At 60.5% G+C, this 22,218-nt stretch carries 24 protein-coding genes; 7 read left to right on the forward strand and 17 right to left on the reverse strand.

The features are described from left to right. Positions 1 to 217 precede the first annotated feature (217 nt). From msrQ to MRY75_RS12150, 5 genes are all read right to left on the reverse strand, one after another. On the reverse strand, positions 218 to 832 hold the full coding sequence (gene msrQ, locus MRY75_RS12130; RefSeq protein ID WP_292308138.1) for a protein-methionine-sulfoxide reductase heme-binding subunit MsrQ: 615 nt from the start codon (positions 830 to 832) through the stop codon (positions 218 to 220). 2 nt (positions 833 to 834) lie between these two features. After that, positions 835 to 1,740 carry a protein-methionine-sulfoxide reductase catalytic subunit MsrP gene (gene msrP, locus MRY75_RS12135; protein WP_292308140.1) on the reverse strand — a complete coding sequence of 302 codons (906 nt, stop codon included), beginning with the start codon at positions 1,738 to 1,740 and terminating at the stop codon, positions 835 to 837. A gap of 126 nt (positions 1,741 to 1,866) precedes the next feature. Then, positions 1,867 to 2,307, reverse strand: a complete 441-nt coding sequence (gene rpiB / locus MRY75_RS12140) for a ribose 5-phosphate isomerase B (RefSeq protein ID WP_292308142.1) — start codon at positions 2,305 to 2,307, stop codon at positions 1,867 to 1,869. A 101-nt stretch (positions 2,308 to 2,408) separates the two neighbouring features. Then, positions 2,409 to 2,837, reverse strand: a complete 429-nt coding sequence (locus MRY75_RS12145; protein ID WP_292308144.1) for a VOC family protein — start codon at positions 2,835 to 2,837, stop codon at positions 2,409 to 2,411. Further along, on the reverse strand, positions 2,834 to 4,318 hold the full coding sequence (locus MRY75_RS12150) for an FMN-binding glutamate synthase family protein (RefSeq protein WP_292308145.1): 1,485 nt from the start codon (positions 4,316 to 4,318) through the stop codon (positions 2,834 to 2,836). Before MRY75_RS12150 ends, MRY75_RS12145 begins: the two co-directional genes overlap by 4 nt. Positions 4,319 to 4,418: 100 nt before the next feature. On the opposite strand from MRY75_RS12150, the gene MRY75_RS12155 reads away from it, so the two are divergent. From MRY75_RS12155 to MRY75_RS12165, 3 genes are all read left to right on the forward strand, one after another. Next, positions 4,419 to 4,862 (forward strand): DUF302 domain-containing protein, encoded by a 444-nt coding sequence (locus MRY75_RS12155; protein ID WP_292308147.1) that lies wholly within the window; start codon positions 4,419 to 4,421, stop codon positions 4,860 to 4,862. Positions 4,863 to 5,049: 187 nt separating this feature from the next. Further along, the gene (locus MRY75_RS12160) at positions 5,050 to 5,535 is read left to right on the forward strand and encodes a fasciclin domain-containing protein (protein WP_292308148.1); all 486 of its coding nucleotides are present in this window, start codon (positions 5,050 to 5,052) and stop codon (positions 5,533 to 5,535) included. 110 nt (positions 5,536 to 5,645) lie between these two features. After that, positions 5,646 to 6,380 carry a BglII/BstYI family type II restriction endonuclease gene (locus MRY75_RS12165; RefSeq protein ID WP_292308150.1) on the forward strand — a complete coding sequence of 245 codons (735 nt, stop codon included), beginning with the start codon at positions 5,646 to 5,648 and terminating at the stop codon, positions 6,378 to 6,380. A gap of 59 nt (positions 6,381 to 6,439) precedes the next feature. On the opposite strand, the gene MRY75_RS12170 is transcribed toward MRY75_RS12165, so the two are convergent. From MRY75_RS12170 to MRY75_RS12180, 3 genes are all read right to left on the reverse strand, one after another. After that, positions 6,440 to 7,096 carry an MT-A70 family methyltransferase gene (locus MRY75_RS12170; protein WP_292308151.1) on the reverse strand — a complete coding sequence of 219 codons (657 nt, stop codon included), beginning with the start codon at positions 7,094 to 7,096 and terminating at the stop codon, positions 6,440 to 6,442. 162 nt (positions 7,097 to 7,258) lie between these two features. Then, entirely contained in the window at positions 7,259 to 9,874 is a 2,616-nt protein-coding gene (clpB, locus tag MRY75_RS12175) for an ATP-dependent chaperone ClpB (RefSeq protein ID WP_292308153.1), read from the reverse strand. A gap of 145 nt (positions 9,875 to 10,019) precedes the next feature. After that, positions 10,020 to 10,223, reverse strand: a complete 204-nt coding sequence (locus MRY75_RS12180) for a hypothetical protein (RefSeq protein ID WP_292308154.1) — start codon at positions 10,221 to 10,223, stop codon at positions 10,020 to 10,022. Between the two features lie 105 nt (positions 10,224 to 10,328). Between MRY75_RS12180 and pyrF the strand changes: the two genes are divergently transcribed. Beyond that, positions 10,329 to 11,048 (forward strand): orotidine-5'-phosphate decarboxylase, encoded by a 720-nt coding sequence (pyrF, locus tag MRY75_RS12185; protein WP_292308156.1) that lies wholly within the window; start codon positions 10,329 to 10,331, stop codon positions 11,046 to 11,048. Here the strand turns inward: pyrF and MRY75_RS12190 are convergent. Continuing rightward, positions 11,030 to 11,431 carry an NUDIX hydrolase gene (locus tag MRY75_RS12190; RefSeq protein ID WP_292308157.1) on the reverse strand — a complete coding sequence of 134 codons (402 nt, stop codon included), beginning with the start codon at positions 11,429 to 11,431 and terminating at the stop codon, positions 11,030 to 11,032. The two genes, pyrF and MRY75_RS12190, sit on opposite strands and share 19 nt — an antisense overlap. 65 nt (positions 11,432 to 11,496) lie before the next feature. Here MRY75_RS12190 and MRY75_RS12195 point away from each other — a divergent pair, with 65 nt between their 5' ends. Beyond that, the gene (locus MRY75_RS12195) at positions 11,497 to 12,750 is read left to right on the forward strand and encodes a DNA polymerase IV (protein ID WP_292308168.1); all 1,254 of its coding nucleotides are present in this window, start codon (positions 11,497 to 11,499) and stop codon (positions 12,748 to 12,750) included. A gap of 3 nt (positions 12,751 to 12,753) precedes the next feature. Here the strand turns inward: MRY75_RS12195 and MRY75_RS12200 are convergent, their stop codons facing one another. Genes MRY75_RS12200 through MRY75_RS12225 form a run of 6 tightly spaced genes read right to left on the reverse strand, consistent with a single transcriptional unit; the run spans position 12,754 to position 17,713 of the window. Continuing rightward, the gene (locus MRY75_RS12200; protein ID WP_292308170.1) at positions 12,754 to 13,071 is read right to left on the reverse strand and encodes a DUF3775 domain-containing protein; all 318 of its coding nucleotides are present in this window, start codon (positions 13,069 to 13,071) and stop codon (positions 12,754 to 12,756) included. Between the two features lie 60 nt (positions 13,072 to 13,131). Then, positions 13,132 to 13,863 (reverse strand): SDR family NAD(P)-dependent oxidoreductase, encoded by a 732-nt coding sequence (locus tag MRY75_RS12205; protein WP_292308172.1) that lies wholly within the window; start codon positions 13,861 to 13,863, stop codon positions 13,132 to 13,134. Then, positions 13,860 to 14,426 carry a DUF3833 family protein gene (locus MRY75_RS12210; RefSeq protein ID WP_292308174.1) on the reverse strand — a complete coding sequence of 189 codons (567 nt, stop codon included), beginning with the start codon at positions 14,424 to 14,426 and terminating at the stop codon, positions 13,860 to 13,862. Before MRY75_RS12210 ends, MRY75_RS12205 begins: the two co-directional genes overlap by 4 nt. 4 nt (positions 14,427 to 14,430) lie before the next feature. Further along, positions 14,431 to 15,663, reverse strand: coding sequence for an MFS transporter (locus MRY75_RS12215; protein WP_292308176.1), 1,233 nt, complete (start codon positions 15,661 to 15,663; stop codon positions 14,431 to 14,433). Then, positions 15,663 to 16,418, reverse strand: coding sequence for a DUF1365 domain-containing protein (locus MRY75_RS12220; protein WP_292308178.1), 756 nt, complete (start codon positions 16,416 to 16,418; stop codon positions 15,663 to 15,665). Before MRY75_RS12220 ends, MRY75_RS12215 begins: the two co-directional genes overlap by 1 nt. After that, positions 16,415 to 17,713 (reverse strand): FAD-dependent oxidoreductase, encoded by a 1,299-nt coding sequence (locus MRY75_RS12225; protein ID WP_292308180.1) that lies wholly within the window; start codon positions 17,711 to 17,713, stop codon positions 16,415 to 16,417. The genes MRY75_RS12220 and MRY75_RS12225 overlap by 4 nt, the downstream gene beginning before the upstream one ends. A 233-nt stretch (positions 17,714 to 17,946) precedes the next feature. Here MRY75_RS12225 and MRY75_RS12230 point away from each other — a divergent pair, with 233 nt between their 5' ends. Next, positions 17,947 to 18,486: a sigma-70 family RNA polymerase sigma factor gene (locus tag MRY75_RS12230; RefSeq protein WP_292308310.1), complete on the forward strand. Its 540-nt coding sequence runs from the start codon at positions 17,947 to 17,949 to the stop codon at positions 18,484 to 18,486. 7 nt (positions 18,487 to 18,493) lie between these two features. After that, the gene (locus MRY75_RS12235; protein WP_292308182.1) at positions 18,494 to 19,147 is read left to right on the forward strand and encodes a ChrR family anti-sigma-E factor; all 654 of its coding nucleotides are present in this window, start codon (positions 18,494 to 18,496) and stop codon (positions 19,145 to 19,147) included. Between the two features lie 55 nt (positions 19,148 to 19,202). Here the strand turns inward: MRY75_RS12235 and lpdA are convergent, their stop codons facing one another. Beyond that, the gene (gene lpdA / locus MRY75_RS12240; protein WP_292308184.1) at positions 19,203 to 20,942 is read right to left on the reverse strand and encodes a dihydrolipoyl dehydrogenase; all 1,740 of its coding nucleotides are present in this window, start codon (positions 20,940 to 20,942) and stop codon (positions 19,203 to 19,205) included. Positions 20,943 to 20,955: 13 nt separating this feature from the next. Further along, positions 20,956 to 22,215 (reverse strand): dihydrolipoyllysine-residue acetyltransferase, encoded by a 1,260-nt coding sequence (gene aceF / locus MRY75_RS12245; protein WP_292308186.1) that lies wholly within the window; start codon positions 22,213 to 22,215, stop codon positions 20,956 to 20,958. Between the last annotated feature and the right edge of the window lie 3 nt (positions 22,216 to 22,218).

Genomic DNA, 22,218 nt, shown 5'->3' on the forward strand with positions numbered 1-22,218 from the left:
CACCTCAGCGCCGCCGGTGAAGGGGGTTCTACGGTTACTCCGGCGAGTCCGCAAGCGAAAAAATGCAGCTGTCGTCACTTTTTCTTCGGGTTTCTTTTTTCCGCGAAAACAGGTGTTTGGCGCAACAATTGTTCCCGCGGAGGCGATCCCACGCAATTGCAGACAAGGACTGTCCAGATTTAGTGAGTCCCCGTTGCGAGCACGCAAGACCTGCGTGTCACGCTTGCCGAAACAGCCGGAGACCGGGCAGACGATCAGCGCGAATCCGGGTGCAGAGGAGGCCGACGATCACTGCCGTGTACAGGATCGGTTCCCATTGAAACCCCTTCACCAGCAACAGGAAGTGCACAGCCCCCAGGATTGCTGCGGGGTAAATGAGCTTGTGCAGCTTGCGCCACGTCGCAGCACCCAGGCGCCTGAGACTCAGGTCATTGGATGTCAGCGCCAGCGGGACCATCAGAATGAAGGCTGCCATCCCCACAGTGATATACCAGCGCTTGATGATATCGGCCCAGACATTCTGGAACTGCACATCGAGCACCAGCCACGTCAGGAGATGAGCCGTCAGGTAGAAGAAGGTGATCACGCCGATGGCCCGACGGAACCGGAGCAGGTTGATCCCGACCCACCGGCGCAGTGGCGTCACGGCGAGACCAGCAATCAGAAGCCACAGGCTCCAGAGGCCCAGTTCGTGCTCGATCCGCTTGGCAGGGTCGATGCCCAACCCTCCGGTCAGACCGAGATAGAACAGGACCACCACGGGGATGGGCGCCAGAGCGTACAGTGTCCAAGGCGGGAGCCGCCGCAATGTCGTGTTCAGCCCATCAACCACGGTCAGAAGAACTCCCGCAGGTCCATGCCGTCATAAAGACCGGCCACCTCGTCTTCGTATCCGTTGAACATCAGGGTCGGTTCGCGCTTGGCGAAGATGCCGCTTCCGATCCGGCGTTCCGTCGCCTGTGACCAGCGCGGATGATCCACTTCGGGATTCACGTTGCTGTAAAAGCCGTATTCGCGCGGGTTGGCGATGTTCCAACTTGCGGGCGGTTCGTCTTCGACCAACGAGATGCGCACCACTGACTTGATCGACTTGAAGCCGTATTTCCATGGCACCACCAAACGCATCGGCGCGCCATTCTGTTTGGGAATGTCGCGTCCGTAAATCCCGGTGGCCATCATGGTCAAAGGATGCATCGCCTCGTCCAGACGCAGGCCTTCGACATAGGGCCAGTCAAGAACGCGGCTCGAAACGCCGGGCATCTCGTCCGGGCGCAGGACGGTTTCGAAGGCCACATATTTCGCGCCCGACTGCACGCCGACCCAATCGAGCAGATCGGCAAGTTCGAAGCCGTTCCATGGCACCACCATCGACCAGGCCTCGACGCAGCGGAACCGGTAGACTCGCTCCTCGATGGTCATCTGGGACAGGATGTCGGCAAAGCTGTAATCGCCCGGCTTGTCCACAAGGCCGTCAATGCGGACGGTCCAAGGATCAATCGTCAGCGCCTTGGCGTACCGCGCGGGGTCTTCCTTGCCGGTGCCGAACTCATAGTAGTTGCAGTAGTTGGTGATCTCTTCCCAGGCGTTCGGTTCCAGCGCCTTCTGCGCACGGGCCCCTGCCGGAAGCGCACCGGCGATGCCACCTGCAGCAAGTCCCGCCATCAGTTGGCGGCGGTTCAGAAAGGCCGCGTAGGGGCTGACGTCTTCTGCACTGAGGGTGTTCTTCCAACGATGCGCCATGTCTGTCCTCTTTGTCCGTTGTCCCACAAGACATAGAGGCAGATCTTCAAACCACCAAAGCAAGATGTCTCACGTGTGCGTGGCTATCTTGAAATGTTTGATCACGCTCCGAAGACGGATCGGGCGTCAGCCTTCGATCATGTCGACGCGCGTGGCATGCCGTCCGCCTTCGAACTCCGCCGTCAGGAAGGCATCCACGATATCGAGCGCGAGGCCTTCACCCACGACGCGCGCCCCGAGGGAGAGCATGTTCGCATCGTTGTGCTGCCGGATCATGCGGGCCGAGAATGTGTCGGAGCAGACCCCGCAGCGGATGCCTTTGACCTTGTTGGCCGCCATCATGATGCCCTGTCCAGTCCCGCAGAGGATAATGCCAAGACTGCACTCGCCAGACGCCACACGCTCCGCTGCAGCCTGACCATGCTTGGGGTAATGCGTGCTTTCCGTTGTCGTAGGGCCGATGTCGACCACGTCCCACCCTTGGACCGCGATATGCCGGGCCACAGCCTGACGCAGGTCAATGGCTGCGTGATCGCTGGAAAGAACGATGCGCTTGGAGTTGGTCATGGCAGGCAGTCCCGATCAGATGTGCTTTGTGCGCCTTGGACCAGATGCACGCGGTCGCGTCAATTGCCCCGCGTCACCTCCCCGGTGTGGGCATGACCACATTATCCGCTCGTGTTGGGCGAGGCCGCCACCAGTTCAACCGTGTTTCCATCGGGGTCTCGCGTGAACAGACCACGCCAGCCAACCCACTCGAACTCCTGGAAACGGGCGGGCAGACCCTGCTCTTCGAGCCACAGCTTCGCGGCGTCCTGTTCCTCCCATGGCAGGCTCAGCGCAAGATGGTGCAGCGCGGAGGCCTCTGGGATGTCACTGGATGACCCGGGCTCTTCGAAGAGGGCAAGAACCGCCGTGTGCCCGCCAAAGCTTTCGCCCAGATGAAAGAGCGTGATTCTCTGCGGTGGGCCGGGTCGCCTCCCATCCGGGAGCACCGTGAGGCCCAACACGGATTCGTAGAACGCCACCATTGCTTCGTAGTCGCGGCACCGGATCGCGATCTCGCCCAGCGCGCGAGGCGTGAACCCCCGCGTCATGCCTGCACCGTCTGCGGCCAGAGATCGGACATCAGGATGCTGCGCCCATCCGGTTGCACCACGCGCACGTGGCTGCGCCGCATCAGACGCGGTTCGGCGACGCCGACGGAATGGGCGATGGTCTCCACCTCTTTGATGATCTCTCTGGCATAGGCGGCGACTCGCAACTCCTTGTCCTCGACCACCAGACCGGACTGGAAGCGCGGATTATGCGTCGTGATCCCGGTGGGACAGGTGTTGCGATTGCACTTGAGCGCCTGGATGCAGCCCAGCGCAAACATGAACCCGCGCGCCGAGGTGACGAAATCCGCCCCGGTTGCCAGCGCCCAGGCCACATCACCGGGATTCACCAGCTTGCCGCTGGCCACCAAGGGAATGCGGTCGCGCAGCCCATGCGCGTTGCGCAGGTTGGCGACTATGGGCAACGCCTCTCGGATGCTCATGCCGACGAGATCGATCAGAGGCATCGGCGCGGCGCCGGTGCCGCCTTCGCCGCCATCCAGCGTGATGAAATCCGGGGCCAACGCCTCGCCCCGTGCGACGATGGCGTCAAACAATCCGGCCACACCGTCTTCGGACCCGATACACATCTTTATCCCGGTCGGCTTGCCGGTGATCTCCCGCAAGCGCGCAATCATGTCGAGCAGATCGTTCCAGTCATCGACCTCTTCATGACGGTTGGGCGAGATGCTGTCCTGCCCCACGGGGATGCCGCGAACCTGCGCGATCTCCGGCGTCACCTTTTCGCCAGGAAGAATACCACCCTTTCCGGGCTTGGCACCTTGGCTCAGCTTTATTTCGAACATGCGCACCGTGTCATGTGCTGCAATCTCGCGCAGCTTGCCCTCGTCCAGCCGACCCTCGGCATCGCGCACACCATATTTGGCCGTGCCGATCTGAAAGACGATGTCGCACCCGCCTTCAAGGTGATAGGGTGACAACCCGCCTTCGCCGGTGTTCATCCAGATCCCTGCCCGCTTCGCACCCTTGCTCAGGGCCCGAACGGCAGGTTTCGAAATCGCGCCATAGCTCATGCCGGACAGGTTGAAGAACGATCCGGCGGTGTAGGGAATGCGCGCACCCGGCCCGATCACCTTTGGCTCAGACTTGGCGAATTGATTGTCGATTGGCGGGAAGGGTGCATTCACGAAGATTGGCGTTCCGACAATGCCGGTATTGCGGGTCGAGCCGAAAGCCACGGTGTTGCCGTGCCCTTCTGCGGACCGTTTCACCCATTCCCGCTGCGCCCGATTGAACGGAAGCTCTTCGCGATCCATCGCAAAGAAGTACTGTCTGAAGAATTCTCCCAGAGTCGAAAACAACGACCGGAACCGCCCCAGAACCGGATAATTGCGCCGGATCGCATCACTGGTCTGCGTCCGGTCGATGATCCCCAGGATCACAGCCGCCAAGACGACCAATCCGATCACACCGACGAACAGCAGCGCCAGGAAATTCAACGCATACATGGCGACGCCCATGGCACCCTCACATTCAATTCATTGCATCTATAGCATGGAACAGGTTAAGCTGCCCCAACGGTCCCAGCCTATGACAAGGCTTGCCACATGAGGAGACCCCATGAAACGCCTGCTTGCTAAACTGCTCCTGACAATCGCGGCATCTTCGGTCTCGGCGGCCGACCTCGTCACCTACGACACGGATCAATCCTTTGACGATGTGACCTTCGGGCTGGAAAACGCCATCCTCGATGCAGGGCTGGTGATTGATCATGTCAGCCATACAGGCGACATGCTGGAACGCACCAAAGGCGATGTCGGGTCGGACATCACACTTTTCCTGCACGCCGATGTCTACAGCTTCTGTTCTGCTAAGCTCTCTCGAGAGGTGATGGAGGCAGAGCCGATGAACATCGTCTTCTGCCCTTACGACATCTTTGTCATGGTCCGCCCCGAGACACCCGACATCACCACGATCGGATTCCGCACCTTTCCGGATGGCGCAATGAAGACGATCGAAGCGCTTCTGGATGGCATCGCAAAAGCTGCGATCGGGCTCGAATGATGACGGAACGCTGACGCCCGATCACAAGAATTTCAGTTGAAAAAGCAATGTCTTGCGGCTTAGGCGGCGCCGCGATTTCGTCAAGTCCCATCGGCGGAGATCCCCGCAGATCCAAATCCGTTTGCCCTGCGTTTCAGGTCCAGATGTGCGTGACACATCGCAACGCATGACAAAAAGGACGACTTACATGTTTCGCAAGACAACAATCGCCCTCACAACTGCCGCATCGCTGCTGGCAGGCACCGCCTTCGCCGGAGGTCACTCCAAGGACATCGTCGACACCGCAGTCGAAGCCGGCACGTTCGAAACCCTCGTCGCGGCGGTTCAGGCAGCCGGCCTTGTCGACACGCTGAAGGGTGAAGGCCCGTTCACCGTGTTCGCACCGACCGACGAAGCCTTCGCCGCTCTGCCGGAAGGCACCGTCGAGAACCTGCTGCTGCCGGAAAACAAGGATCAGCTGGTGGCGATCCTCACCTATCACGTGGTTCCGGGCAAAGTGATGTCGACCGACCTTATGGACGACATGGAGGCCGAGACCGTTCAGGGCTCTTCCGTGACCATCGACCTCGACAATGGCGTTATGGTGGAAAACGCATCCGTGACCACCGCTGACATCGAAACCTCGAACGGCGTGATCCACGTGATCGACACGGTGATCCTGCCGGAAAGCTGAGGCTTTCGCGCATATGCGCAACAAAGGGCGGTCTCTGGCCGCCCTTTTTCGTGCCCGACGGCCGGAAAATGGCCCCTTGAGGCATTGACCGAAAGCCGTACTCTGCGGCCATGTTCGAGCACCTTCGCAGCGCTGGATTTGACATCGAAACCCGCAACCATGCGGGCGCGATCCTGTCGGTCGATTTTCCCGAAATCGCAGGCGAACTTGAGTGCGCTCTGCGAGACCTGACCATCCCCGCCGAAGAGCTCATCGGCTCGGGCGGTGGCGAAGCGCCTTCAACTCAACGCCTGCGCCGTCGACTCTATGCCCAGCAATGGCCCAAACACAGCTTCGACTTCAGGATGATTGTCGATGGCCGGGAAACCGTTGCTCACAGTCACGAGATCGACCATGTCCGCACCACCTCGTTGGGCAAGGTCGCGCTTGAAATCGAGTGGAACAACAAGGACCCGTTCTTTGACCGCGATCTTGAAAACTTCCAGCGCCTGCACGCGCAATCCGCGATCTCGGTCGGTATTCTGATCACACGGGGGGCCAGCCTTCAGGATGACATGCGCGGCATCATTCAGCGCTGCATCGAGAAACACGGGTTCATTGACGAGGCCGAGATGGTCGACAGTTTCGGCATGAAGGACCGCACCAAGCGCCAGCGCGACGCGGTGCAGCGGTTGATCGACCAGCAGACGCCCTTTGCCGAAGCCTTCGCCAAGCATTTCGTCAGCGACAAGTTCGGTGCCGCCACAACCCATTGGCAAAAGCTGAAGGACCGCATCGACAGAGGTGTGGGCAACCCCTGTCCTCTTCTGCTGATCGGTTTGCCCGCGCCCATCATTCAGAACTGACCCCGGTGCGGGGTGATGATGCATCGAAGCATCATCGCGTTTCGATTGATCGAAACGCCTTACTCCGCGGCGACACCCGAATTATGTTTATAGGTCTTCCAGGTCGGCTTGTAATCGTCGCTCGCCTGATTGCCCCAGACGGTCCAGCCGTCCCGTACGCCACGCCCGAACAGTTCCAGATACGGGCCCCAGGAACAGCTTTCGATGATCTTGTACTGCTCATCCGGTTTGCGCGAATGCTCGCGCTTGCGGGTCTTGAGCACATCACCGTCAGGCTCTTCCGCTTCCATGTAATTCACCTGCGACCGGCCCGGTGGCAGCGTGCGCACATCCTTGCCCCGTACACCGAACAGCAGAATCTCGGTCACGTTGCGGAAGTAGAAGCCGACACCGCGCCCATCCGGCCCGCCATCCTTGCGGACCTTTTCCCAGATGATGTTCGATTTGTATTCAAAGCCCCACGCATTCAGCACCTGAAGCCCTTCGGGCAACAGCGCATTGGGCACCCATAGGTAGCAATGCGCGCGGTCTGCCAGATGCTCGGCCACGGGCAGCGCGCAGATTTCGTCCAATTCCATCGTGGGATAGCGCGCCAGGCGCTTATGCTCGGGCGCGACCTTGCCGGTGCGGTTCTGAAACCGCCACGGGGGATCCGCCATGACACAGCCAAAGCGGTCGTCGCCCAAGAACCCCCGCAGATCGTCCGCCGCTGTCATCCATGCCTCCAATGGTGTTGGCTTTCATGTGTAAGCCAACATCTTGTGTCTGGCAAACGATCATTAACCTCTGTCCACAGCTTATTCCGGGGTGATGAACAAACCCATAACAGGAGTGCGGCATGAAAAAAGGCGGGGATTTCGCCCCGCCTTTCCGTTCGTTCAGTGCACCACGGCATCATCCGGACGCGGCCGGTTCGATGCGGCAACGCGGTCCCCGATGATCAGACCATCGGCCCCAGCCGTCACAGGCACCAGATCGCCATCCGCGATGTCCCCCGCAAGCAGCATTTCCGCCAACGGGTCCTGCAAAGCGCGCTGGATCACCCGCTTGAGCGGACGCGCCCCGAAAACAGGATCGTATCCCTCTTCCGCCAGCCATTTGCGCGCGGCATCGTCCAGCTGCAGGTCGATCTTGCGCGCGGCAAGCCGCTTGAGCAGACGTGCCATCTGAATGTCCACGATCCCGTTCATATCCTCGCGCTTGAGGCGGTCGAAGATCACGGTCTCGTCCAGACGGTTCAGGAACTCGGGGCGGAAATGCGCCCGCACCGCGTCCATCACGTCGCGCTTGGCCTGACCCGAGTCAGAGCCTTCCGGCAGTTGGCTTAGCGCCTGCGACCCAAGATTCGATGTCAGCACGATCAACGTCTGTTTGAAGTCCACCGTCCGGCCCTGACCATCGGTCAGCACACCATCATCCAGCACCTGCAAGAGCACGTTGAACACGTCCGGATGCGCCTTTTCGACCTCGTCGAACAGCACGACCTGATAGGGCCGCCGCCGCACGGCTTCGGTCAACACACCGCCTTCGTCATAGCCGACATAGCCCGGAGGCGCACCGATCAGACGGGACACGGCGTGTTTCTCCATGAACTCCGACATGTCGATCCGCACCATGGCGTTGTCGTCGTCGAACAGAAACTCGGCCACGGCCTTGGTCAGTTCTGTCTTACCCACGCCGGTCGGCCCAAGGAACAGGAAGCTGCCCAAAGGACGATTCTCGTCGTTGAGGCCCGCCCGCGCACGGCGCACCGCGTTGGCGATGGCACGCACAGCCTGATCCTGGCCGATGACCCGCTTGTGCAGACCTTCTTCCATCCGCAACAACTTGTCCCGCTCGCCTTCGAGCATCTTGGAGGTCGGTATACCCGTCCAGCGTTCGACCACACCCGCGATCTGCTCGGGGCGCACGGCTTCTTCAACCATGACATCGTCATCGTTGCTTTCAGCCTCGGCCAACTGTTTTTCAAGCTGCGGGATCACCCCATAGGACAGCTCTCCGGCCTTGGCGAGGTTGCCTTCCCGCTTGGCGATCTCCAGCTCGGCCCGCGCGCGGTCGAGTTGCTCTTTGACATCCCGTGCCGACGCCAGCTTGTCGCGCTCCGCCTGCCATTTGGCTGTCATCTCGGCGGACTGCTCCTGCAGATCGGCAAGATCCTTTTCCAACTTGGCCAGACGGTCTTTCGACGCCTGATCGTCTTCAAGACGCAGGGCCTCAACCTCAATCTGCTTCTGTAGGATATCGCGGTCCAGCGCGTCGAGTTCCTCGGGCTTGCTGTCCACTTCCATCCGCAAACGCGACGCAGCTTCGTCCATCAGGTCGATGGCCTTGTCCGGCAGGAACCGGTCGGTGATATAGCGATGCGACAGGGTTGCCGCTGCCACCAAGGCGCTGTCCGAAATCCGCACGCCATGGTGCAACTCGTACTTTTCCTTGATGCCGCGCAGAATGCTGATCGTATCCTCGACCGTCGGCTCCTGCACCATCACAGGCTGGAACCGGCGGGCAAGTGCCGCGTCCTTTTCCACGTGCTTACGGTACTCGTCGAGCGTCGTCGCACCCACGCAGTGCAACTCTCCACGCGCAAGGGCAGGTTTCAGCAGGTTGGACGCATCCATCGCACCATCCGCCTTACCCGCACCCACCAGCGTGTGCATCTCGTCGATGAAAAGGATAATCTCACCGGCAGCCGCCGTCACTTCGGACAGGATGCCTTTAAGCCGTTCCTCGAACTCACCGCGATACTTCGCACCGGCGATCAGCGCGCCCATGTCCAAGGCCAACAACCGCTTGTTGCGCAGGGATTCCGGCACATCGCCATTGACGATGCGCAGTGCCAGACCTTCGGCAATCGCGGTCTTGCCCACGCCCGGCTCACCGATCAGAACGGGGTTGTTCTTGGTCCGGCGGCTCAGTACCTGCATGGCACGGCGAATTTCGTCGTCCCGGCCGATGATCGGGTCGATCTTGCCTTCGCGCGCACGTTCGGTCAGGTCGAGCGTGAATTTCTTGAGCGCTTCGTACTGATCCTCCGCACTGGCACTGTCAGCCGTCCGGCCTTTGCGAATGTCATTGATGGCAGAGTTCAGCGCCTGCGCATTGACCGCTCCTGCTTCCAATGCTTCCTGCGCCGGGCTTTTGACCATGGCCAGCGCCATGAGAATCCGCTCGACCGGGACAAAGCTGTCGCCCGCCTTTTTGGCGATCTTTTCCGCCTCATCGAGCACCTTGCCCGTTGCACTGTCCAGATAGACTTGTCCGGCATCACCTGACACTTTGGGGATCTTGGCAAGCTTGCCATCCAAAGCCTGAACAACGCGCTGCGGCGCACCGCCGGCACGTTGAATGAGGTTGGAGGCCAACCCCTGTTCGTCGTCCATCAAGGCTTTGAGGATATGTTCGGGCGCCAGCCGCTGATGGCTTTCCCGCATGGCAATCGTCTGGGCCGCTTGAATGAAACCGCGCGACCGCTCCGTGAACTTCTCCAAGTTCATGGCATTCTCCTTTCGTTAAGCACCCCTTGGTCCGGAACGCCCGCAATCGGCACGTCCCATGGCAGGGCCTTCATGAGGAAAATGGGGACGCGTGCCATGCCGTTCAAGAGCCCGTGATCGGCAAGTAAACATCAGCGTCTTGGCCTCACAGACCGTTTGAATCCCGATCAGGAACGTCAGGAGTTTCGAAATTGCCGGTGCCGGCATCTTCCAGATAAGGATTACCCTGCGCTGGACCGACCGGGTCAAACACCCAGATGACCAGCCCGGCCAAGACGACCGCAGCGGTGATGATCGCGAAAGGGCGCCCGAATCCAGTGCGCCGGTTGATTACCGTGTTCGAGTTCATGCTGTTCTCCTGTCTGCGCAAAGAACGCCTGATGCGGGGGGATGTTCCTTGACGCGTCCTCACACGCTTGTAAGACGGGGCCAGTCTGCAGGAAGGAATACCACCATGGCCGATGACCGCTTGATCGTAGCGCTGGACGTCCCCAACGCGCTTGCTGGACTGCAATTGGCCGAAACACTGGGTGATGCGGTGTCCTTCTACAAGATCGGTCTCGGCATGCTGACAGGCGGCGGTCTCGCCCTCGCCAACGAGCTGAAGCAGGAACAGGGCAAGCGCATCTTCCTAGACATGAAGCTCTTCGACATCGGTGCAACCGTCGAAGCCGCCGTGCGCGGGCTGGCACAATACGATCTGGATTTTCTGACCGTGCATGGTGACCCATACGTCGTCCGCGCCGCGAAGGAAGGGGCGGCCGGTTCGGACCTCAAAATTCTTGCCGTAACAATCCTCACCTCGCTCGAGCGCAGCGACCTCGACGGTGCCCTGATCAAGGATGGCACGGTTGCCGATCTCGTGGTCGAACGGGCCGGTCGCGCTTTCGACGCAGGGGCCGATGGCGTCATCGCCTCTCCCAACGAAGCTGCGCTGATCCGCGCGCTGCCCGAAGCCTCGGGCAGATTGATCGTCACCCCCGGCGTGCGCCCGGCCGGTTCCGATCTCGGGGATCAGAAACGCGTTGCGACACCGGCGAATGCGGTCAAGAACGGCGTCGATCACATCGTGGTCGGCCGCCCCGTCTGGAAGGCCGCCGACCCACGTGCCGCCGCTCAGGCGATCGTGGCGGAAATGCAATCGCCTCAGGCGGTTCAGCCCAACAACAGCTGATCGAGATAGCGCCGGACCATCTGCGCAAAGTGCGGGATCGCCTCGGGGTGTTCAACATAGCGATCGGCCGCCATCAGCATCCAACCCTGTCCCTCTGATCCGAACACGATCCTGCGCTCCATCTCGCAAGGAAGATGCGCAGCGAAAAAGACGCCACGCTTGTGACGGCCGCGCCAGATCAGATCCTCCGGGCACAGAGCAAGGCCCACCTCTTCGAGCGTCTCGCGCAGGACACAGGCCTCAGCGGTTTCGTCACCCTCCCGTCCGCCACCCGGCAGGTCGAGCCGACCGGGCCAGGGAATGTCGGGGCGGTCGTCGCGGCGCAGAACGACGATCCGATCCCCGAGAAAGAGGATAAGCTTCGCCCCGCCGAATGCCTGCATGATCCAACCTTTCGTCCACCCAAAGCCGGGTGTATCGTCAAACCGCCTGTCCGGATACCCGCCCAATGCCAGCCCTCTGCCGCGATTGCCTGACCGAATTCGATGCCGGTGCGCGCTGCCCTGCGTGCCGCAGTCCCCGCGTGCTTGAGCATCCCGAACTCTATGACCTCAGCATTGCACATATGGATTGCGACGCGTTCTACGCGTCGGTGGAAAAGCGCGACAACCCCGATCTGGCCGACAAGCCCGTGATCATCGGCGGCGGGCGGCGCGGTGTGGTCTCGACCGCCTGCTATGTCGCCCGCATCCGGGGGGTGCGCTCGGCCATGCCGATGTTCAAGGCGCTGCAACTCTGCCCGGACGCCGTGATCGTGAAACCCCGGATGGAGGCCTATGTCGAAGCCTCCCGCGCCATCCGGCAGTTGATGGAAGAACTCACACCGTCCATCGAACCCCTGTCTCTGGACGAGGCGTTCATCGACTTGTCCGGCACGGCGCGGCTGCACGGACACCCACCGGCTGTCATGCTCGCGCGGCTGGTCAAACGCATGCGGGACGAACTTCGCCTGACCGGCTCCATCGGGCTCAGCCACAACAAGTTTCTCGCAAAGATCGCCTCGGACCTCGACAAGCCGCGCGGGTTTTCGGTGATCGGCAAGGCAGAAACGCAAGCCTTCCTGCGGCCAAAACCCGTCCGGTTGATCTGGGGAGTCGGCACCGCGACGCAAGACGCGCTGGACCGCGCAGGCATTCGCACATTCGACGACCTCCTGCGCTGGGAACTTGACGATCTCACGCATCGCTTCGGGAGCATGGGGCACCGTCTTTACCATCTTGCACGCGGACAGGACCAGCGCCGCGTCTCTGCGCACAGTCCGACGAAATCCATCTCGAACGAGACCACTTTCCACGAGGACACAAGCGATCCCGACCTGCTGGATGGCCATCTCTGGCGCATGTGTGAAAAAGTATCCGACCGCGCCAAGGCCAAGGGGCTGGCAGGCCGTGTCGTGACGCTCAAACTCAAGCGGTCGAATTTCACGCTGATCACCAAGCGGACATCGCTCAGTGATCCGACGCAGATCGCAGACCGCATCTATCGCACCGCCCGCGCCCTGTTCGACCAGGTGGGCGATCAGGGGCCGTATCGCCTCCTCGGTGCCGGGATCAGCGATCTGGGCCCGGCTGACGCGGCAGACATTTCGGGCGACCTGCTTGATCCACAGGGCATCAAACGCGCCAAGGCCGAACGCGCCACGGATGCGATCCGGGAACGGTTCGGACCTGACGCGATCCTCAAGGGACGCGCCCTGCGCTGACGCTCACATCAACTGGTTTTCCTCGTCGATGGCCGAAATCCCAAGCGCGTCCAACCCAGCCTCAAGGTGATCGGCCAGATGCGGCGTTCCGATCAGATAATCCGCAGTCGGTGTTGTTGCTTCGTTGATCGCAGTCTGGAACGCTTCGTCCCAGTCTTCGACCTCGAATGCGCCACGCCCGATCCACATGATGGTCACCAGCTCGGCCTGTTCTTCTTCGTCCATGCGGTCGATGAAAGCGCGCATCTCACCTTCGGCGCGATCCAACTCGCGGGCCATCACGATGACGGCGGCAACCTTGTTTGCACTGATATGGTTCATCTCGAATCTCCCATGTGGCCTGTCCAAACATGGAAGAGAAACGAATCTTTCACATTGATCTTACGCAAACAGCCGGTAGTAGAGCCAATCTGGCAAGAACTGGCTGCCGCGGAACACCCATGAAAACAGCGTCGGAAAGCTGCGTTTGAACGCATCCGAATTCATGTGCTCGAAGAATTCGCGCGCCGCGTCCTCGGGCTCCATGATGAAGGGCATGTTGAAATCGTTCTTGTCGGTCAGGCGTGTCTTGACGAATCCGGGGTTGATCAACTGCACCCGCACATTTGTCTTGTGCAGATCCGCATAGAGCGACTCTGCCAATGTCATCACCCCCGCCTTTGACGACGTATAGGCTGCCGCTCCGGGCAAGCCCCGGAAGCCGGACAACGACCCGGTCAGCACGATATGCCCGGCGTCGCGTTCCACGAATTTCGGAACGACCGCCCCCATCAATCGCATCGCACCGGTGAAGTTGATGTCCGCCATCATCGTCGCCTGATCGGCATCCCACGCCTTCGCCCCAAAGGGCCAGTAGACGCCCGCGAGCTGAACGACACCATCGATTTCGCCCACTGCCTCGGAAGCGGCCTTGACCGAGTCTGCGTCGGACACATCGACCGGGACGACATCGGATTTACCGGGAAGCTGCGCTGCAAGTTCGTTCAGTTTATCCTCGCTGCGGGCGGACAGGACAAGGTGTACACCGGCCGCGCTCATCTTGTGTGCCAGCGCGGCGCCCAGACCTTCGCTTGCTCCAACCAGCCAGTACCTTTTGCCCGCCCATTCTCTCACGCTGCTTCCTTCCTGCGCATCGTAGCCACCAGTTCAGCCACCTTGATTCCGTATTTCCGAAACTGGCTGCGGTTCACGATGGTTCCATTCGGTGCCAGATACATCCAGTCCGTGGTATCCAGAACATGCCCCCCCTGCGCGTCTGGAAGCTTGTATTTGTAACGCAACTGCACTGTCGGTCCGCTTTGCACGCCCAGGCCTTCCCCCACGACGTCCGCGGCGGTTGCGCGGATGCGCCCGTCATTGCCAAGCGTCAGGTTCCATTCGCGAAGCACCTCGTCGCCACTGTCGTAGACGAACCGCTCTTTCATCACGCCGGTGTTCCCGGTCCAGACTGCGTCGAAATCCCCGACAAACCGCGAGGTCACACGGCCCGTCGGACCATAGATCACGCCTTCGCAAATGATTTCCCCATTCAGATGGGTGCGCAGATCGAACGCATCGCCGGGGGCGTTCACATAATCATGCGGAGCTTGCCCGACGAACCCGAAATATCGGGTCTTCAGGAAGCCCAGGATCAGCATCAGGCTTGCTCCGAGAAAAACGAGAAAGACTGTCTCCATGACGTCATTCCTTTCCAAGCGGTGTCGCGATCAGCAGACCGATCGCCACCAGTTTCAAAGCGCAGGGCACGCCTGCGTAGAGCAAAGTCAACGTCCTCAGCGCGGCCTCGCTGTTTTCCGCGCCCGAGACAAACCCGCTGGCCTCGAGGATCGGCAGCAACGCAATCGCCGCAAAGGCGAGTGTGAATTTCGACACGAATCCCCAGAGCGCAAACCCTTCGGACGCTTCCGGCGCCACCTGCTCCATCCGCCGGGCAAAGACAGCCGGCAGCAAGGTCAGATCGGCACCGACTGCGGCCCCCGAGGCCAAGCAGATCAAGGCGAACCAGACCGTGTCGCCGCTGCCCAGCATCATCGCAAAGCTGAAGGCCACAATGGCCAAAAGCATCGCCGCAAGAAGCGCGGCCTTGGCACCGATCCGTTCTGCCAGAGCGGCCCAAAGAGGTGCGGCGCCTGCTGCAGCCACGAAGAACAGGAGCAACAGCGGCCCTTCCCAACCCGGCGCATCCAAACGGCTTTCCACGAAAAACAAAAACAGTGTCGAACTCACGGCGACCGGCGCCGCATTGACCAGCGCGATCAGCAGCAGGCGCCGCGAGATTTGATCCTTTAGGACAATTCCAAAGCCCTCAGACGGCTCGGCTGTGGCACCGCGCCATTCATTATGCATCGCGATCCCTGCGATCAAACAGGCCAGCGCAAATACGGCCGCGTAGGCCACGAATTCCGGCCATGCGATGGCCAGAAAAACCGACGGCATCACCGAAGCCACACACACGCCAAGCAAGGCACCCGTTTCTCGCCAGCGCGCGACTCGCAGATACCCGGTGTCGCCGCCCAGCGCCTGCGCCTTCTGGACGCCGCGTGCGTAGAAATTGATGGTCAGGAAACTGAACGCCGAAAACACGAGCGTCAGCATCACGGCGAACCACAGAATCGGGCTGGTCGGTGGTGTCACCGCAAACAGACCCAGCATTGCGGCCCCCATGATCGCCAGCGTGACTCCGACAGCCACACCCTGGTACCGGCGGACCGCGACGGCCAGCTTGCCCAAAAGCGGGTCCTGAATGACATCGAACAAGCGCAGTCCAAAGAGGACAGAGCCCAAAGCGGCAAGGCTGACGCCGTATTCATCGACATAGAATTTCGGCGCATGGATATATATCGGCAAACCCGCCGCCGCGAGCACCGCCGCGAACACCGCGTAGGCTCCCAGGTTCTGCCGATCTGCCCTCATCACTGGCTGACTTCCTCCAGGGGCGGTTCTGTACGGGTGCGATAGCGCGAGCCCTTCCACCACAGCTTGAGCGCCTGCCAGTGGATCAGAGCCAATACCCGACGCGAGCCCATCGGGCGGCGTACGAGCGACCGCAGAATCGACCCATTGCTGATCACCTTGCGCGGACCGGTCAGCGTGGCGATCAAACCTCCGGAGGCCTGCGAATAGTCAATCCAGATCCCGATCTTGTCCGGTCGGATGTCGAACCTGAACTCGTACCCGCCTTCGACAGGCTGGAAGGGCGAGACATAGAAAATCTTTGTGGCCTGCAATCGGTCCGACGATTTGATCGGCGAATTGTCAGGCTTGCGGCACAGGTAGGAATGGCGGTCGCCAAAGGTGTTCGTCACCTCCGCAATCACGGCGACGAGGTTGTCGCTCTCATCATGCGCCAGCCAGAACGACACAGGGTTGAAGACATGGCCCAAGAACCTTGGCTGTGCGAGCAGCAACAACCGCCCCCGCGCCCGCACCTGGTGGGCGTCCAGAACCTCGCGCGCCCAAACAGCCCCGCGTCCCTCGCCCGGCGTACCTCCGTGATCGATGTCCTGCAGGCTCGCCACGTTGCCCCTGTTGCGCGAGAACAGCCAAGGCGTTTTAGGCTTGGCCTCGGCATCCAGCATCACGTAGTCGATCGAGTAGCGGAACGCATTGTCCGTGCTGCCTTTGCGACCATGATAGGTGTACCCGACGATATGATCGACAACCCTCATTCCGCGGCCACTGCAACTGCGTTGCGGGCACGGATCGCGTCGACGACATCCACCGCGCTGCCCAATCCGTCTTCATGGAACCCGTTCTTCATCCATGCGCCACAGAACCACGTCCGTTTCGTTCCGTTCATGTCGCGTACGGTCTCCTGCGCGGCCAGCGCCTCTAGGTCATAGACCGGATGACGCAGGGTGCATTCGTCATAGATCAACTCCTCGCGGATCGGACGGGTGGTGTTCAGCGTCACGAAATGCGGGTCATCCTGTGGGATCGGCTGAAGGCTGTTCATCCAGTAGGTCAGGTCGATGGTGTTCAGTTCTTTGGCTTCGGTCTCGGTGTAATTCCACGAAGACCAGCAAATCCGCTTCTTCGGCATCACACTCGCATCGGCATGCAACACGACGCGGTTGGGCTGGTACTTGATGGCACCAAGAGCACGCTTTTCCAGTGGTGTCGCATCAGAGAGAAGGCGCAGAGTATCGTCTGAATGGGTCGCAAAGACGACCTCGTCATAGCGCTCCCACTCGCCGCCATGTGCCTTGATCTCGGCTCCCATCACATCGCGGCGCACCGCATCGATGGGCGCGCCCAGGCGCAGCGTGACACCACGTTGTTTCAACGACACTTCCAGGCGCCGCACATACTCGATGGAACCATCCTCGACCGTATACCACTGATGCTGGCCCGATACGGACAACAGCGCATGGTTCTCCATGAACTGCACCAAAGCATGCGCGGGGAAATCCATCACCTTTTCCGTCGGCGTCGACCAGATCGCACCAGTAAGCGGCAGCAGATAATAGTCCCGGAACCAATCCCCTGTCCCCAGCTGTTCCAGAAACGCCCCAAGATTGAGGCTGCGGTCGCGCGTGGCATCGAGCGCCCGTTTGTTGAACTTGGCAATGTCTGCCAGCATCCGCAGGAACTTGGGGTTCACGAGGTTCTTTTTCTGCGCGAACACCGACCCAAAAGTCGCCAGCGCGTACTCGATCCGCCCGCCATCGAGGCTTGCGCCAAAGCTCATGCTGCTCTTGGTGACCGGCACATCCAACGCGTTGAACAGCCGTGCGAGATGGGGGTAATTCGCATAGTTGAAAACGATGAAACCGGTATCCACCGGCTGGTCGCCATTCTTGCCCGCAACGATGGTCCGTGCATGCCCTCCAAGACGCGGCTCGGCCTCGAATAATGTGACGTGATGGTCCTCGGACAGCATGTGCGCGGCCCCCATTCCCGAAATCCCTGCGCCAATCACGGCAATCTTCTTTGGGGCGCTGGCGCGGGCTTCAAACGGCATGGCTGTCTCTCTTCTGTGATGTGTCTAGTTTTGTTTACGCTCCAAGCCACAGACCGGATGAAAAGAAAAACAAAATATTCTTTGATCCAAACGTGTAGATGCGCCGTATCTTCGGCATGTTCACGACAACCGTGCTTTCGTCGGATTGCCAAGTCTCTCCCGTTGCCAAGGGGATGGAAATGCGCGAATCCTGCGCAGAACGCGCGAACGGAACGGATACATTGACTGCAGGAATGCGAAACGACGTCTTACCGTGGGTCGACGACCTGATTGCGGTCCGCGATGCGCGGGACGAAGCCGCGTTCATCCGGGTGTTCGGACATTTCGGTCCCCGGGTGAAAGCGTTTCTGATGCGGACGGGCATGGACGCAGCGCTGGCCGAGGAATGCGCGCAGGAAGTGCTCGTTACCGTTTGGAACAAGGCGCATCTCTACGATGCGAGCCGGGCAAGTCCATCGACATGGATTTTCACCATCGCCCGGAACAAGAAGATAGATGTGCTGCGAAAACAGCGGCGCCCGGAACCCGAGGATCTTCCCTGGGGGCCGGAAGCAGAGCCCGACCAGGCGGATGTGATCGGGCTGCAACAGGAGAGCGAGCAACTGGGTCGTGCCCTGCGCGACCTGCCCGAGAAACAAAGGGAGCTGATTGAAAAGGCCTATTTCGGAGACTTGTCCCACAGCGAAATCGCGGATCAGACAGGTCTTCCTCTGGGCACGATCAAATCCCGCATTAGGTTGGCGCTCGAACGCTTGCGCCACTCGATGAAGTGACACTGACATGACTGTAAAACACCACCTCACTGACGATCTCTTGATGGCCTATTCGGCGGGTGATCTGCCCGAGGCCGTCAACCTGATCGTGGCGACACATATCTCGCTGTGCGATGAATGCCGGTCTGCCTTGGGCAGCTATGATGCGGTGGGCGGTGCCCTGCTCGACACATGCGACACGGTCGAGTTGTCCGGCAACAGCCTTGCATCGGTGCTGGACATGATCCACGCCCAAGACAGCGGCATTGAGGAAAACTCCGCACCGATCCGTGTGCAGGACGACATCCTGCCAGCCCCCCTGTGCGATTACGTCGGTGGCGGGTTGGACAACGTACGCTGGCGTCCGGTCGGCATGGGTGTGAAGCAGGCGATCCTGCCCACCTCAAGCGAAGCAACGGCACGTCTTCTCTATATTCCGGCCGGCACCGCGATCCCGGATCACGGGCACCACGGCTTGGAACTGACTCTGGTTCTCAAGGGCGCCTTTCAGGACGAAGGCGGGTATTTCGGCCGGGGCGAAATCGAAGTTGCCAGCGAAGATCTGAACCACACGCCGGTCGCGGACATCTCCGAGGATTGCATCTGCCTTGCTGTCACAGACGCGCCGCTCAAGTTCAAGGGTCTGGTGCCACGCATCGCGCAACCGTTCCTCGGCATATAAGCCGACAACCTGACCGACGAAAAAGGGGGCCAACCGGCCCCCTCTTCTTTTGCGTTTACGCCTTTTTCTTCTTCGTCGGCATCAGATCGGTGATCGTGCCCTCGAACATCTCGGCGGCAAAGTTCACGGTTTCCGACAGGGTCGGGTGCGGGTGGATCGTGTGGCCCAGATCAACCGCATCCGCGCCCATCTCGATGGCAAGTGCCACTTCCGAGATCAGATCACCGGCATTGGTGCCGACGATGCAGGCCCCGATCACGCGGTCATCTTCCGGATCAAAGAGCAGTTTGGTGATCCCCTCGTTGCGTCCATTCGACAGGGACCGCCCGGAAGCCGCCCAAGGGAACACGCCCTTCTCGTACTTGATCCCCTGCGCCTTGGCTTGCGTTTCGGTCACGCCGCACCACGCCACTTCGGGGTCGGTATAGGCCACCGATGGGATCAACTGCGCATCAAAGAACCGCTTGTGTCCGGCGGCAACCTCTGCCGCGACCTTGCCTTCGTGCACGGCCTTGTGCGCCAGCATCGGCTGACCAACCACATCGCCAATCGCAAAGATATGCGGCACACCCGTGCGCTGCTGGTTGTCCACGGCGATAAAGCCGCGATCATCCACAGCCACACCCGCCTTTTCGGCGTCTATCAGCTTGCCGTTCGGCTTGCGGCCCACCGCCACCAGCACCTTGTCGAACATATCGTCAAAGGTCTCGCCCTTGTCATTCTCGAACGTGACCTTGAGGCCTTTCTTCTGCGCCTCGACAGCCGTCACCTTGGTCTTGAGCCAGATGTTTTCGTACCGGCCCTCGATCCGCTTGTGGAGCGGTTTGACGATGTCCTTGTCAGCGCCCGGCATCAGCTGATCCATGAACTCCACAACCGAGATCTTCGACCCCAGCGCGTCATAGACACAGGCCATTTCCAGACCGATGATCCCACCGCCCAGAATGAGCATCCGCTTCGGAATATCCCGCAGCTCCAGCGCCCCGGTCGAGTCGATCACCCGCTCGTCGTCATGTGGAATGAACGGCAGGTTCACCGGCTCGGACCCGGCAGCGATAATGCATTGATCAAAGCTGACATTGGTCTTGCCGCTGTCACCGATCACTTCGATCATGTTCGGCCCGGTAAAGGTTCCATAGCCTTGGACCACCTGAACCTTGCGCCCCTTTGCAAGACCGCTCAGACCGCCGGTCAATTGACCAACGACGCGATTCTTGAAGTCGCGCAGTTCATCAAGGTCGATCTTCGGCTTGCCGAAACTGATCCCGTGCGAGGACATCTCCTCAGCCTCGGTGATCACCTTGGCCACGTGCAGCAAAGCCTTCGACGGGATACAGCCCACGTTCAGACACACACCACCCAGTGACGGGTACTTCTCGATCAGGACAACTTTCTTGCCCAGATCCGCCGCCCGGAATGCCGCCGTGTAGCCACCGGGGCCAGAGCCCAGAACGACAACCTCGGCATGCACATCGCCCTTGCCGGACGCGGTGCCGGTTGCCGCGACAGATTTCGGCACTTCAGGCGCTGTCTCTGCCGCCTTCGGCGCCTCGTCCGCTTTGGCGTCCGCGCTTTCCAGAACCATGATCACGGTGCCTTCAGAGACCTTGTCGCCTTCGGCCACCTTGATCTCGGTGATCTTGCCAGCCGCAGGCGATGGCACTTCCATCGTCGCCTTGTCGGATTCCAGTTCGATCAGCGGGTCTTCTGCTGACACAGTGTCGCCCACGCTGACCAGAACGGTGACAACGGGTACGTCTTTGAAATCCCCGATATCGGGTACTTTGACATCCATCAGATCGTCCCCCTTACCACATCAACTTGCGCATATCGCCCAGCAGCGTCTTGAGCGTCACGCAGAAGCGCGCGGCCAAGGCGCCATCGACGGCACGGTGATCGTAAGACAGCGACAGTGGCTGCATCAGGCGCGGCACGAATTCCTCACCATTCCAGACCGGCGCCATCTTGGACCGGGTCAGACCGAGGATCGCCACTTCGGGCGCGTTTACGATGGGGGTAAAGCTGGTGCCCCCGATGCCGCCAAGCGACGAAATGGTAAAGGTCGCGCCCTGCATGTCTTTGGACTTGAGATTGCCTTCCCGTGCCGCTTTCGACAGCTCCATCAGCTCCTTGGAAATCTCGACCAGACCCTTGCGATCCGCATCCTTGATCACCGGAACCATCAGACCGTTCGGCGTATCCGCCGCAAAGCCGATATTGTAGAAGTCCTTTTTGATCAGCTTGTCGCCATCGGGATGGATCGACGAATTGAACTCCCAATGCTCTTTCAGAGCAGACACCGACGCCTTGATGACAAAGGACAGAAGCGTCACGCGATAGCCGTTGTCCTTGGCCATCGTGTCCATTTCCTTGCGGTACTTGTCGAGATCCGTGATGTCCGCCTCGTCATTATGCGTGACATGCGGAATGTTGAGCCAGGACCGGTGCAGCGCCGGGCCAGAGATCTTCTTGATCCGGGGCATCTCGATCTCTTCGATCGGCCCGAACTTGGAAAAGTCCACAGCCGGGATCGGCGGAATCCCCATGCCACCAGACACAGCGCCACTCGCAGCAGCCGGGGCCGCTGTGGCTTTCAGCGCCTTCATCACGTCTTCCCGCAGGATGCGCCCCTTGCGACCGGTGCCGTTCACCGTGGCCAGATCGACGTCCACGGTCCGGGCGAAGGCCCGCACCGACGGCGATGCGTGAATCTTGCCAAACCCGGCATCGGTTTTGGCAGGTGCCGGTGCAGGCGCAGCAGCCGGTGCCGCCGCCTTCGGCGCTTCAGCTTTTGGCTCTTCCTTCGCAGCCTCTTTCGGCGCATCAGCTGCGCCATCAGCCTCGAGGATCAGGATCAACGATCCTTCCGACACCTTGTCGCCCTCGGACACCTTGATCTCTTTCACCACGCCGGCGGCAGAGCTTGGCACTTCCATCGTCGCCTTGTCGGACTCAAGTTCGACAATCGGATCTTCGACGGCAATCGTGTCACCTACACTCACCAGAACGGTGACGATAGGCACATCGGTGAAATCGCCAATGTCGGGTACTTTAACTTCTACGGTCATAAT

It is taken from the genome of Marivita sp., assembly GCF_022763305.1.
Lineage (GTDB): Bacteria > Pseudomonadota > Alphaproteobacteria > Rhodobacterales > Rhodobacteraceae > Marivita.

Coding starts and splice junctions, on each gene's coding strand:
- msrP (WP_292308140.1), bottom strand. CDS start 1,740: ATGGCGCATCGTTGGAAGAACACCCTCAGTGCAGAAGACGTCAGCCCC.
- rpiB (WP_292308142.1), bottom strand. CDS start 2,307: ATGACCAACTCCAAGCGCATCGTTCTTTCCAGCGATCACGCAGCCATT.
- MRY75_RS12145 (WP_292308144.1), bottom strand. CDS start 2,837: ATGACGCGGGGGTTCACGCCTCGCGCGCTGGGCGAGATCGCGATCCGG.
- MRY75_RS12150 (WP_292308145.1), bottom strand. CDS start 4,318: ATGGGCGTCGCCATGTATGCGTTGAATTTCCTGGCGCTGCTGTTCGTC.
- MRY75_RS12155 (WP_292308147.1), top strand. CDS start 4,419: ATGAAACGCCTGCTTGCTAAACTGCTCCTGACAATCGCGGCATCTTCG.
- MRY75_RS12160 (WP_292308148.1), top strand. CDS start 5,050: ATGTTTCGCAAGACAACAATCGCCCTCACAACTGCCGCATCGCTGCTG.
- MRY75_RS12165 (WP_292308150.1), top strand. CDS start 5,646: ATGTTCGAGCACCTTCGCAGCGCTGGATTTGACATCGAAACCCGCAAC.
- MRY75_RS12170 (WP_292308151.1), bottom strand. CDS start 7,096: ATGACAGCGGCGGACGATCTGCGGGGGTTCTTGGGCGACGACCGCTTT.
- clpB (WP_292308153.1), bottom strand. CDS start 9,874: ATGAACTTGGAGAAGTTCACGGAGCGGTCGCGCGGTTTCATTCAAGCG.
- MRY75_RS12180 (WP_292308154.1), bottom strand. CDS start 10,223: ATGAACTCGAACACGGTAATCAACCGGCGCACTGGATTCGGGCGCCCT.
- pyrF (WP_292308156.1), top strand. CDS start 10,329: ATGGCCGATGACCGCTTGATCGTAGCGCTGGACGTCCCCAACGCGCTT.
- MRY75_RS12190 (WP_292308157.1), bottom strand. CDS start 11,431: ATGCAGGCATTCGGCGGGGCGAAGCTTATCCTCTTTCTCGGGGATCGG.
- MRY75_RS12195 (WP_292308168.1), top strand. CDS start 11,497: ATGCCAGCCCTCTGCCGCGATTGCCTGACCGAATTCGATGCCGGTGCG.
- MRY75_RS12200 (WP_292308170.1), bottom strand. CDS start 13,071: ATGAACCATATCAGTGCAAACAAGGTTGCCGCCGTCATCGTGATGGCC.
- MRY75_RS12210 (WP_292308174.1), bottom strand. CDS start 14,426: ATGGAGACAGTCTTTCTCGTTTTTCTCGGAGCAAGCCTGATGCTGATC.
- MRY75_RS12215 (WP_292308176.1), bottom strand. CDS start 15,663: ATGAGGGCAGATCGGCAGAACCTGGGAGCCTACGCGGTGTTCGCGGCG.
- MRY75_RS12220 (WP_292308178.1), bottom strand. CDS start 16,418: ATGAGGGTTGTCGATCATATCGTCGGGTACACCTATCATGGTCGCAAA.
- MRY75_RS12225 (WP_292308180.1), bottom strand. CDS start 17,713: ATGCCGTTTGAAGCCCGCGCCAGCGCCCCAAAGAAGATTGCCGTGATT.
- MRY75_RS12230 (WP_292308310.1), top strand. CDS start 17,947: ATGCGAAACGACGTCTTACCGTGGGTCGACGACCTGATTGCGGTCCGC.
- MRY75_RS12235 (WP_292308182.1), top strand. CDS start 18,494: ATGACTGTAAAACACCACCTCACTGACGATCTCTTGATGGCCTATTCG.
- lpdA (WP_292308184.1), bottom strand. CDS start 20,942: ATGGATGTCAAAGTACCCGATATCGGGGATTTCAAAGACGTACCCGTT.
- aceF (WP_292308186.1), bottom strand. CDS start 22,215: ATGACCGTAGAAGTTAAAGTACCCGACATTGGCGATTTCACCGATGTG.